This is a genomic window from Planococcus sp. TJ-201, from assembly GCF_058268495.1.
Genome location: NZ_JBZDOG010000002.1, coordinates 62,702 through 74,127 on the forward strand (window position 1 = coordinate 62,702; position 11,426 = coordinate 74,127).

Sequence of the window (11,426 nt, forward strand, 5' to 3'; positions counted from 1 at the left end):
ACCACAGAAAAACGAGCCAGAGAGAAATCTCTCGGCTCGTTTTTTGTTAGTTGGCAGTTAGTTTTGTTACATAGTCTTCAACTTCCTGCGAAGTGCTCAAAGCCAGAATGCGGTCTGTATGCTGAGCCATTTCAGCTTTTGACAGTTTGCTGATCTGAGAACGGGCTTTTAAGATGGATGAAGCGCTCATCGAGAACTCATCCAGGCCGAGGCCAAGAAGGATTGGGATCGCAATTTCGTCTCCCGCCATCTCTCCGCACATGCCGGTCCATTTGCCTTCGCGGTGAGATGCATCAATGACCATTTTCACCAGGCGCAAAATGGCCGGGTTGAATGGCTGATACAAATACGACACGCTTTCGTTCATGCGGTCGGCAGCCATCGTGTACTGAATTAAGTCATTCGTACCGATGGAGAAGAAATCAACTTCTTTGGCAAACGTGTCCGCCATGACGGCAGTCGATGGAATCTCCACCATGATGCCGACTTCGATCGACTCGCTCACTTCTACGCCTTCAGCTTGCAGCTTCGCTTTTTCTTCCATCAACAGGGCTTTAGCCTGACGGAATTCATCGAGCGTTGCAATCATCGGAAACATGATTTTCAAGTTTCCGTGGACGCTCGCGCGCAGCAATGCCCGCAGCTGCGTCCGGAACATATCCGGCATTTCCAGGCATAAGCGAATTGCGCGCAAGCCAAGGAACGGGTTGAGTTCTTTCGGCAGATCCAAGTAAGACAGCTCTTTGTCGCCGCCGATGTCCAGTGTGCGGACAACGGTCGGTTTGCCTTGCATGCCTTTTAAGACAGAAGCATAGGCTTCTGTTTGCTCGTCTTCTGTCGGGAACTGGTCACGCCCCATGTAAAGAAATTCCGTACGGTACAAGCCGATTGCTTCGCCGCCGTTATCGACGACACCTGCAATGTCTTTTGGTGTGCCGATATTGGCGCCAATTTCAACGGCCTGGCCGTCAGCGGAAACGGTGGCTTCATTCTTCAAGACGGCCCATTCCGCTTTTTGCTCGTCATAGGCTGCTTGTTTGTTTTTGTATTCTTCAACGATGCTGTCTTCAGGGGCGATTAAAATCTTCCCATCCAACCCATCTACGATGACAATGGTGCCATTTTGAATATCCGCCATTGCGGTTTTCGCGCCGACTACTGCGGGAATTTCCAATGTGCGTGCCAAAATCGCCGAGTGGGAAGTGCGCCCGCCGATATCGGTGATAAAGCCTTTTACAAATTGGGCGTTTAATTGAACCGTATCAGAAGGCGTCAAGTCTTCTGCGATGATGATGACTTCATCTGAAATCATGCTCGGGCTCTGGATGGTCACACCCAGCAAGTGGGCCAATACACGTTTTCTGACGTCGCGGATGTCCGCGGCGCGTTCTTTCATGTAGTCATTGTCCATTGCTTCAAACATGGAGATGAACATATCGGTAGTTTCCTGCAAGGCAAACTCTGCATTGACTTTGTCAGTTGTGATGCGTTCGGTGATCGGACCGACCAGTTCAGGGTCACTCAGGACCAATAGGTGAGCGCCAAAAATTGCGGCTTCCTTGTCACTGATTGCCTCGGCTGTTTTCTTCTGGATCACTTCAAGTTCAGCAATGGAAGTTTCCAACGATGAAGTCAACCGCGCCAATTCGCCGTCGACATCCGAAATTGTCCGCTTGTCCACATTCAATTCCGGATTTTCTAAGCGAAAAGCTTTAGCGATGGCTATTCCATTCGATGCGGCTATTCCGGACATTGTTTGTGTCATTGGTTTGAAATCCCTTCAGATTTCATCACTTCAGCTGCTCTTTCAACTGCTTCGTTTTCATCTTCGCCATCTGCTGCGATGGTTACTTCAGAACCGCTTGGAATGCCTAGAGACATCACGCCTAAAATGGATTTCAAGTTTACTTTCTTGCCTTTGTGTTCAATAGTAATGTCTGATTTGAATTTTGACACCGCTCCAACTAATGCGGATGCCGGACGTGCGTGCATACCTGCTTCATCTGTAATTGTGAATTGTTTTTCGACCATGATTAATTTCCTCCTTTAGTAGATGCAATCATTTTTGTTCACTCAATGACCGGTAATGACGGGTTTTGATTGAATGAAAATAAAAAAATGACGTTTTTTGATTGCTTATGAACGATTATGATTGATTGTGGAAGCGATTTCAAGTATTATCTATTTAACAGAACTTTTACTCTATTAAAAAGAGGTGATAACTTGCTGACCAACGAACGGCATGCCTATATTTTGGGGCTGCTCGAAGAAAAGCAGACAGTCAAAATACAAGAACTGGTGGAATCGACAGGTGTCTCGGAATCAACCATCCGAAGAGATCTGACCGATCTCGAGCAATCGCAAAAACTCGAGCGCGTTTTCGGTGGTGCAATCCTGCCAGGGCGAAATCTGATGGAACCCAGCATTTCCGATAAGTCCACCCGGTTTCTGGAAGCGAAAATCAGGATCGCAGAATATGCCTCCTCGCTCGTCCAACAAGGAGACAGTGTGTTCCTGGATGCCGGCACCACAACCTTTCAACTCATTCCATTTTTGAAAGACAAGGATCTGGTGGTTGTGACCAACGGGCTGACGCTCGTCGATGCACTTAACGAACAGGGCATCACCACTTATTTAACGGGTGGATTGATGAAGCCGCGAACGGGCGCGTTTGTCGGTTCCCACACGATCCAAGCTTTGCAAAATTACCGGTTTGACGTCTGTTTTCTGGGCGTAAACGGGTTTCATCCGGACTATGGCTATACGACGCCGGATCCCGAAGAAGCAGCCGTCAAACAGCTGGCCAGTTCCTTGGCACGCAAAACGTATGCGCTCGCTGATCATTCCAAATCCCATAAAATCAGTTTCGCCAAAATTATGGATTTGGATCGCGCCACTTTAATTGTAGATGAAATTTCCAAAGAAGCCAATGCTGGGCTCCAAAAAAAGACAATAGTAAAGGTCGTGACACCATGATATACACCTGTACGATTACGCCTTCCATCGATTACACAGTATATGTACCCGAATTTGAAAGCGGGAAACTGAATCGGTCGGAAGAGGTCTACTACTACCCTGGAGGGAAGGGCATTAACGTTTCCCGTGTCCTACAGCGTTTAGGCATCTCCAATCAAGCAATTGGCTACGCTGGGGGCTTTACTGGCAATTTTATAGAAGAGTTTTTAAAAAATGAAGGCGTCGACGCTGATTTTATTCAAACGGCTGAAATTACCCGCATCAACGTTAAGATCAAGTCTGATAAGGAAACCGAGTTGAACGGTCCAGGACCTGAACTCAATCAGGCACAGCTTGAGGCATTGACCGATAAAGTAAGCCAGATGAATGGCGATGACTGGTTTGTTCTCGCTGGCAGCTTGCCAAGTTCGATTCCGGCAGCTTACTTTTTGGAACTGGCGAAAATCTGTCAGGCGAACGGAGTCCGTTTCGTACTTGATACGTCTGGACCGGCACTCCAGAGCCTGATCGACACGCCGGTTTTCCTCATTAAGCCCAACCAGCAGGAACTGGGTGAATTGTTTGGTGTGGAGATTGCCAGTCTAGCGGATGCTTTCCATTACGCCAACAAGTTGGTGGCGCGGGGCACGGAACATGTGGTTGTTTCCATGGGTGGAGACGGGGCGCTGCTCGTGACAAAAGACACGGCGTTGATTGCGAAGGCGCCACAAGGGAATGTTGTCAATACCGTTGGTTCAGGTGATTCGCTGGTATCTGGTTTTATCGCTTCCTACGCGACAGAACAAGATTCTGCGCTGGCATTTCGCTACGGTGTCGCAAGCGGCAGTGCGACCGCCTTCCGATCAGATTTATGCCGCAAAGAAGACGTTGAGAAATTACTGGAGGAAGTACAGATTTACCCATATGAAGAAAAGGATGTGACACTATGAAAATCACTCAACTTTTAACAGAAGAAACCATTATCTTGAATCTTTCCGCAACAACGAAACAAGAAGTGCTGGAAGAACTGGCGTCCCAATTGGACCGCGCCGGCAAATTATCCGACAAACGTGCATTCACGGCCGCAATTTTGGAGCGTGAAAGCCAAAGCACCACCGGCATCGGGGACGGCATCGCCATTCCACACGCCAAGTCATCTGCGGTAAAATCGCCAGCCATCGCATTCGGTCGTGCTACTGACGGACTTGATTTTGAGTCACTCGATGGCCAGCCGGCTAACTTGTTCTTTATGATTGCCGCAAGCGAAGGCGCCAATGACGATCATTTGGAGGCGCTGTCACGCCTTGCGACCTTCTTAATGGACGACAAGTTCCGAACCAATATTCTTGCCGCTCAGTCAAAGCAGGAAGTGCTCCAAGTAGTCTCTGCGAAAGAGGCTTCTGTGGAAGAACCGGAAACAGCAGCGGAAAATATTCCGGCTGATAGCACTCAAAAGAAAATTTTAGCGGTGACCGCTTGCCCAACCGGCATTGCGCATACGTATATGGCGGCTGAGAAACTAAATGAACGCGCCAAAGAACTGGGCATCGCTTTAAAAGTGGAAACCAACGGGTCGAGCGGCGTGAAAAATCGTTTGACTGCAGAAGACATTGCCGGAGCAGATGCCATTATTGTTGCGGCAGATACGAAAGTCGAAATGAGCCGTTTTGATGGCAAACCAGTCATCCAAACGGGCGTTGGCAAAGCGATATACGAAACGGACAATTTGTTGAACCGTGCTGTGACGGGTGATGCACCGACCTACAAGCACGACAAATCAAAAGACGAAGCCGATACGGGTGAAACCAAAGGCGGATTTTACAAACACTTAATGAACGGCGTATCCAATATGCTGCCGTTTGTGGTCGGTGGTGGTATCCTTATTGCCATCTCATTTTTCTGGGGCATCAACGCCTCAAATCCCGACAGCCCTGAATACAACGAATTCGCTGCCATGCTTAATACCATCGGCGGCGGCAATGCCTTCTTCTTAATGGTTCCTGTACTTGCCGGCTTTATCGCCATGAGCATTGCTGATCGGCCCGGATTTGCGCCAGGTATGATCGGTGGTTTGATTGCCATTACGGTTACCGGTGTTGAAGAAGCAAACGGCGGTTCCGGATTCCTCGGCGGATTGATCGCTGGTTTCCTTGCCGGTTATGTAACGCTTGGGGTTAAGAAGGTATTTTCCGGATTGCCAAATTCCTTGGAAGGCCTGAAACCGGTCTTGTTCTACCCGGTCTTTGCCATTGCCATTACGGGTATTGTCATGATGCTTGTGAATCCACAGTTGACGAAAGTCTACACAGCGATTTCTTCTTTCCTTGAAAGCTTGGGCGGCACGAACTTGGTGCTTGTCGGATTGCTGCTTGGCGGCATGATGGCGATTGATATGGGTGGTCCTATCAACAAAGCAGCTTATACATTCGGCATTGCGATGCTGGATGCGCAAAACTTCAACTTCATGGCAACGGTCATGGCGGCCGGAATGGTTCCTCCGCTAGGATTGGCACTTGCTACGACGTTGTTTAAAAACAAATTCACCAAACCGGAGCGTGAAGCCGGCAAAACGGCGTACGTCCTCGGTGCCTGCTTTATCACAGAAGGTGTGATTCCGTTTGCTGCAGCCGATCCGGCTCGTGTCATTCCGGCTACAGTAGCAGGAGCGTCCGTCACTGGAGCCTTGGTGATGCTGTTTGACATCGGGCTGCGCGCTCCTCACGGCGGCATCTTTGTTGTCGGTCTTGTTGACGGCGGGGTTGGCAGTATCTTGATGTATGCTGTGGCCATTATAGCCGGTGCGGTTGTCACTGCACTTGTAGCTGGTACATTGAAAAAACGTGTGGCAGTAGCCGCATAATCTCCGACCGTTTCAGGACCAAAATCCTGAAACGGTTTTTTTTTTTGAATAAACGAAAAAAATTTCATAGAAGAGGAGAATGACGTCTGATTTCCATTGAATTTGGGTATTGAATAATTACAGCTGGAGCCGCGGATTTGAAGCCATACAGGGATAAAAGAGGGGGAAGAGGTGAAAAAGCCGATCATCATATACAAGGGGGAACCTGAGGGATTCATCGGGTGTTTCATTTGACGGCAAGTGATCAAGCAAGGTACAAATTTTAGAAAGGAATAATACGACCGGAGGGAGCTGCTGGCAATGAACATGGTAAAAAACACGGATTTTTTCTGCCACTTCAATCAGGCTTTCTTTCACGGAGATCGACAATTTATCGAAGAACATATTTCAGAGGATGTGATGTGGACCATTGTCGGTTCAGAACCCATCATCGGAAAATCAGCTTTTCTTGACGCTGCATTTGGTGTGGAGGACGGTTATAAGGATGTCGATTTTGTAATTGATCTTTCTGTTGCTGCCAATGGGCAAGCAGCAGTTAAAGGGACGATGAAAAAGAAGGGAACTGCAGATGAGCCAAAAGTTTACGCTTATTGTGACTTTTATGTAATGGACGCGGAAAGCGGACAAAAAGTCAAAGAACTGACGACTTTCGTCATTGAAATAAAAGAGTGACAGAATAAACTTTAACCCCAGCTGAAGACTGGGGTTTTTTTGCGGGTAAAAATACTAAATAAAAGATAAACGATGGAGAGTTTAATAAATGTAACAATTTACATAAGGAATAAAAAAATAAGTTCAAAATCAGTTATTAAGTTAAGAAGAGTGCACAAACTTCTCGAGTGAGTTGATTTAGCATTTGTGCTAATATGAAAACAATATCCATAATTCGAGGAGTGACTTTATATGACCATCGTTTGCCTGATTCGCCACGGTGAAACGGATTGGAATGCATTGGGGAAGATCCAGGGAAAAACCGATATTCCTTTGAATAGTATCGGAGCCCAGCAAGCTGAAAAATGCGGGGTATATTTAACCGCTTCTGACTGGGACTTAATTATTACGAGTCCACTGCAGCGAGCGCGTCGTACCGCTGAAATTGTCAATGAAATTTTGGATCTGCCGCTCGTCGAAATGGAAGAGTTTGCAGAAAAACATTTCGGTGACGCTGAAGGGCTAACTTTTGAAGAGCGGGCTTTAACTTTTCCGGACCGGCTTTACCCAAATCAAGAGGACAACGATTTTTTCCATGAGCGCTTAGCAGCGGGGCTGAAAATCATCCATGACCGTTATCCGAACAAGCGCGTTCTCTTGGTTTCCCACGGAGGGGTTATCAATGCTATTCTGGCGAAGTTGTCGGCCGGAGAAATCGGCTCCGGTAAAACACGCTTATTGAATGCTTGCCTTAGCCACATTCAATTTGATCAAAACCATTGGGTTATTCAAAACTACAACCAAGTGAGCCATTTAGAGCCTTCACTGAGTCAGCGGCAGATTTAAATTTTTTAGCTTTCATATAAGAATATTAAACAGCTAGCTTACAGATTTAAGTTCTGTCAGTCTAGTTTTTTTTTCAAGGAAAAGGGACATTTGGATTTTTACTGGAAAAAGGTTACACTAAAATCAAGAAGGATTGACGGAACATTCTGTTCAATGAAGATAGACGGATAGGAAGGAGAGAGTAGAATGGATTGGCTTATCTTATTTTTCACCATACTAAGCATAACGGGTATCATTATGGTGTTTCGTGGCATGAAGAATAAGTCGCTGGCGCTAACACTATCGGGTGGTGGCGCATTATTAGCTCCGCTCTTGTTCTTTAATCATTTAGGTCCTCTTCTGCCGATGATCCCACCAACTGTATTGGGCATTCTTTATCTTACCCAGAGAAAGTGGGATTCTGCATAGTTCTAGTTGCCAATAGAAGCGTGAGTGAAAGGAGTGAGCAACATGCCAAACTGCCAAAATTGCAATTACCAATGGAGTTGGTTAGAGACATTCAAAATGGGGGTTAAAAGCAGCAAACGATGCTCATCTTGCCAAAAGAGGCAATATGTTTCTATGAAATCAAGAAAAGGCCCCTATTTCTTCTATATGATCCCATTGGTAATCCTATTAGCATCAGGTCCGCTCTTTGATTTATCCATGGCAATGTATAGTGGTTTAGGAATTTTGCTCGTTGTTTTCTTATCGGTGCTTCTTCCTTTTACTATCAAACTTTCAAACGAGCAAGAACCGCTTTGGTGATATAAAATACACCCCGGTTTGAAAAGCCAGAGCTTCTCAAACCGGGGTGTATTTTATCCTTTTTTCTCAATAGCTGCCTTGTCTTTATCTAAGCGATATACATAAATGGCCAGTGCTGCCATAAATAAAGCTGAATTAAACCAAAAAACCAAATCAGCCAGCACGCCGTTAAAAACCAACGTATTTATTGCAGTGATTGCGTGCATCAGGACGATGAGCAAAATCAAAATAGTGGTAGTCTTCATTCAATCACTCCGTTTCTTTTCTCATTATAGAGACATGCTGGCGATAAATTCAAGCCTTTGTCTACACAGGCAAGCTAACAACGGTAAAATCCCATCGATCCTACGAACCGAGACAATGAGGCGTGAATGTTCGACGCTGTCATGGGATAATAACAAAGAGACAGTCAGATGCAGAGGAGAAATAGAAATGGTTAAATGGAAAGAGGAAATGATGATCGATGCTTCAATTGAAAAGGTTTGGAGCTTGTTCAAAGATGAAAATATCCAAAAACTTATGCCGAAAGTGGAAGAACACATTCTGCTTGAAAACAGCCCGGATCAACTAGGCGCCAAACATGCCCAAAGCTACCATGAAGGCAACCAGCTGCAAACCTATATTATTGAAACAGTCGGCTATGAAGATTTGCCGGATAAGAAGCTCAAGCAAACCCAATTCGACATGGGGCAAAGCTTTCATGTCTTTTATTCGTTTACACTTCTCAAAGAAGGTGAAAACCGGACAAAATTCATTTACGAGGGAACCAATAAAGGAAAAGGCTTGATGGGCAAAGCCATGCTGCTGTCTGGCAGCAAACAGGCGCGTCAGCAAACTGTCACGGCATTTATGAAGCGGGTGCAGGACGAAGCCTTAAAATTATAAACAGGGGGAATTAGGATGGTCCAGTGGAGCGAGAAACGCGTGATCAACGCACCGATTGAAAAAGTATGGGATTTGTTCTCAGATGAGCGGCTGCAGACCATTATGCCGCAGCTGGAAAAGCATCAGTTGGTTGAAGGGCCGCCGAATGGAGTCGGCTCTAAATACGCTCAGCAAAACCGAATCGGCCCACGAGTAGTCAACTACGTCATGGAAATCACAGCTTACGTCGATACGCCCGTGCAAAAGCAAAAAGACATCGGGTTTGTCGCGGCCGGGTTATTTAATATTCGCTTGAGCTTTGTGCTTTCCCGCATAGATGACGAAAAGACCTTATTTGTCTATAGCGGCTCTACTACAGGGGCAAATCTGGTCGGGCGCACCTTGCTGAAACTGGATCAGCAAAACAGCAGCAAGCAGGAAGTGGAGGATCTGATGGCACGGGTCGCAGAAGTGGCCGAAGCGTGAAAATCTATATTATTGGATCCGTAGGGAGCGGCAAAACCACATTGGCACGGCAGCTTTCAGCCAAATTGGCTATTCCGCATTTTGAAACAGATAATTTTGTCTGGCAGCGGCAACGAGGCGGGGATGTCCGCAATACGGAGCTTGCCAGAGACGAACAGTTTATTTCAGCGACCAAGCAAGATGAATGGATCATCGAAGGGGTGCATATCGGATGGACGAAAAAAGCTTTTCAAGAAGCGGACCTTGTTGTATTTTTAGATGTTCCGTACCACACAAGAAGTTGCCGTTTTGTTTTACGGTACATGAAGCAGAAGGTGGGGAAGGAGGCTTCCAACTACAGACCGAGCCTGGTTATGCTCAAAAAAATGTTTGGGTGGAACCGTTATTTTGAAGAAACCATAAAAGTGCAATTGTTGCAGCAGCTGAAAACGATGCCAGACAAAACCGCAGTGCTTGCAAACAATAAGCAAATCGAAGCGCTAAAGGCACGAATCGCTAAAAACCGTGCCTAATTTCTTTTCACCTTTTACTATGTAAATAACTACATAAGGTATTAGATTTTAAATCAAAAACGCTATCAACAAAAAAATAGATTTAACTCTGCAAATAAATCAACACAAAAAGTTAGATAGTTTTTGTGCTAAAAATTTAGGCTTTAAAAAAGTTCTAGATGGCAGGAGACTGTTAAATTTTGTATCATTAAGAAAAAACACATAGTTCGACAACTACAGGCAGGGGGAATCAAATGTGATTAAGGTTTATGAAAAAGAGCAAGTCTTGTGCGTGGAAGGTGTTCTTGAAGAAACCGGCAGCAAAGTATTTGTCTACCTGGTAGATGGGATGCTCATCGATACAGGCGCTGAAAAACTGCAAGAAGAGCTGATAGATTTTTTGAACAACCACTCATTTGATCAAGTAGTGTTGACACACCATCACGAAGACCACACCGGTAATGCGTCGTGGCTGCAGCAAAATCAGGATATTCCGTTTTATATCCATCCACTGGGCATTGAGGTGCTCGAAGCAGATGGAGACTACCCAGCTTATCGGAAAACCACTTGGGGCAACCGGAAAGCGTTTCAAGCTCGTCCGCTCGGCAATCAAATCCGCTCCCGCACACTCGATTGGCAAGTTATTCATACACCTGGCCATGCAGAGGACCACGTGGCTTTATTTCACAAAGATTCTGGGCGTTTGTTTGCAGGTGATTTGTTTGTATCGCCAAAAACACGCGTCATGATGAAAAGCGAGTCCGTCTCGCTCATCGCGTCATCTTTGCGCACCTTATTGGCACTGCCATTTCAATCGGTGTTTTGCAGCCATGCGGGTTTTTTGGAAAACGGGCGCATGCTGCTCGAACAAAAATTGACGCATTTGGAAAGCCTCCAGCAAGACATTATCGAACTTTACAAAGAAGGGATGCACCCACGCGACATCAATCAACAGCTTTTTCAAAAAACATACCCCATCGTCCCGTTTTCAGAAGGGGAATGGGATACCTGCCACATTGTTTCATCTGTTGTTGCGGATTACGATGCTAAAATGGCTCGGCATTTGCAGCCCCGGGCCAATACCTTGGGGATTTTAAGAAGAGGCAATGCAATCTTGCTCGAACAGCAATTTGCCGCTCATTCAGGTGGATCCGGTCCTTTTTACCGGCCGCTCGGGGGCACCATTGAACTGGGAGAGCCTTCCGCCAGTGCATTAAAACGAGAGTTTAAAGAAGAAATCGGGACCGACATCCACATTGTGCGTTATTTGGATGTGGTGGAAAACATCTTCGCATTAAAAAGTCAGGTCTTCCATGAAATCACCCTTGTGTATGAAGTTGAATTTGAAGATGCCCGCTTACTCGCTCGCGAGCAGTTTGACGTCACCGAAGGCAGCAAAGTCACCCAAGCAAAATGGGTCAGTTTGGAAGAGTTGGCGCTGGATGAAACAACTTTATATCCGGTCGGTTTATATGACCTCATCCAGAAGTTGCCGGACCTTGTGAAACCGAGCAAATGATGGGAAA

At 46.1% G+C, this 11,426-nt stretch carries 14 protein-coding genes; 11 read left to right on the forward strand and 3 right to left on the reverse strand.

The features are described from left to right. Window positions 1–46 precede the first annotated feature (46 nt). Window positions 47–1,765, reverse strand: a complete 1,719-nt coding sequence (gene ptsP / locus AC4EG4_RS05975) for a phosphoenolpyruvate--protein phosphotransferase (RefSeq protein ID WP_490987226.1) — start codon at window positions 1,763–1,765, stop codon at window positions 47–49. After that, on the reverse strand, window positions 1,762–2,031 hold the full coding sequence (locus AC4EG4_RS05980; RefSeq protein ID WP_490978394.1) for a phosphocarrier protein HPr: 270 nt from the start codon (window positions 2,029–2,031) through the stop codon (window positions 1,762–1,764). Before AC4EG4_RS05980 ends, ptsP begins: the two co-directional genes overlap by 4 nt. A gap of 192 nt (window positions 2,032–2,223) precedes the next feature. On the opposite strand from AC4EG4_RS05980, the gene AC4EG4_RS05985 reads away from it, so the two are divergent. From AC4EG4_RS05985 to AC4EG4_RS06015, 7 genes are all read left to right on the forward strand, one after another. Next, window positions 2,224–2,976 carry a DeoR/GlpR family DNA-binding transcription regulator gene (locus tag AC4EG4_RS05985; protein ID WP_490987227.1) on the forward strand — a complete coding sequence of 251 codons (753 nt, stop codon included), beginning with the start codon at window positions 2,224–2,226 and terminating at the stop codon, window positions 2,974–2,976. Beyond that, complete coding sequence (gene pfkB / locus AC4EG4_RS05990; protein ID WP_490987228.1) at window positions 2,973–3,905, forward strand: 1-phosphofructokinase; 933 nt, start codon at window positions 2,973–2,975, stop codon at window positions 3,903–3,905. The genes AC4EG4_RS05985 and pfkB overlap by 4 nt, the downstream gene beginning before the upstream one ends. Continuing rightward, window positions 3,902–5,815: a PTS fructose transporter subunit IIABC gene (locus AC4EG4_RS05995; RefSeq protein ID WP_490987229.1), complete on the forward strand. Its 1,914-nt coding sequence runs from the start codon at window positions 3,902–3,904 to the stop codon at window positions 5,813–5,815. Before pfkB ends, AC4EG4_RS05995 begins: the two co-directional genes overlap by 4 nt. A gap of 300 nt (window positions 5,816–6,115) precedes the next feature. After that, window positions 6,116–6,487, forward strand: a complete 372-nt coding sequence (locus AC4EG4_RS06000) for a nuclear transport factor 2 family protein (RefSeq protein ID WP_490987230.1) — start codon at window positions 6,116–6,118, stop codon at window positions 6,485–6,487. 231 nt (window positions 6,488–6,718) lie between these two features. Next, complete coding sequence (locus AC4EG4_RS06005; RefSeq protein ID WP_490987231.1) at window positions 6,719–7,312, forward strand: histidine phosphatase family protein; 594 nt, start codon at window positions 6,719–6,721, stop codon at window positions 7,310–7,312. A 186-nt stretch (window positions 7,313–7,498) separates the two neighbouring features. Next, the gene (locus AC4EG4_RS06010; protein WP_490978400.1) at window positions 7,499–7,720 is read left to right on the forward strand and encodes a hypothetical protein; all 222 of its coding nucleotides are present in this window, start codon (window positions 7,499–7,501) and stop codon (window positions 7,718–7,720) included. Between the two features lie 42 nt (window positions 7,721–7,762). Further along, window positions 7,763–8,059, forward strand: coding sequence for a TIGR04104 family putative zinc finger protein (locus tag AC4EG4_RS06015; protein WP_490987232.1), 297 nt, complete (start codon window positions 7,763–7,765; stop codon window positions 8,057–8,059). 53 nt (window positions 8,060–8,112) lie between these two features. Here the strand turns inward: AC4EG4_RS06015 and AC4EG4_RS06020 are convergent, their stop codons facing one another. Next, entirely contained in the window at window positions 8,113–8,304 is a 192-nt protein-coding gene (locus AC4EG4_RS06020) for a hypothetical protein (protein WP_490987233.1), read from the reverse strand. 187 nt (window positions 8,305–8,491) lie between these two features. Between AC4EG4_RS06020 and AC4EG4_RS06025 the strand changes: the two genes are divergently transcribed. The 4 genes from AC4EG4_RS06025 to AC4EG4_RS06040 all read left to right on the forward strand — a co-directional run bounded on the left by AC4EG4_RS06025 (window position 8,492) and on the right by AC4EG4_RS06040 (window position 11,419). Further along, the gene (locus tag AC4EG4_RS06025; RefSeq protein WP_490978402.1) at window positions 8,492–8,944 is read left to right on the forward strand and encodes an SRPBCC family protein; all 453 of its coding nucleotides are present in this window, start codon (window positions 8,492–8,494) and stop codon (window positions 8,942–8,944) included. A gap of 15 nt (window positions 8,945–8,959) precedes the next feature. After that, window positions 8,960–9,409: an SRPBCC family protein gene (locus AC4EG4_RS06030; protein ID WP_490987234.1), complete on the forward strand. Its 450-nt coding sequence runs from the start codon at window positions 8,960–8,962 to the stop codon at window positions 9,407–9,409. Next, window positions 9,406–9,921, forward strand: coding sequence for a P-loop NTPase family protein (locus AC4EG4_RS06035; RefSeq protein WP_490978404.1), 516 nt, complete (start codon window positions 9,406–9,408; stop codon window positions 9,919–9,921). Before AC4EG4_RS06030 ends, AC4EG4_RS06035 begins: the two co-directional genes overlap by 4 nt. Window positions 9,922–10,156: 235 nt before the next feature. Continuing rightward, window positions 10,157–11,419: an MBL fold metallo-hydrolase gene (locus AC4EG4_RS06040; protein WP_490987235.1), complete on the forward strand. Its 1,263-nt coding sequence runs from the start codon at window positions 10,157–10,159 to the stop codon at window positions 11,417–11,419. Window positions 11,420–11,426 lie beyond the last annotated feature (7 nt).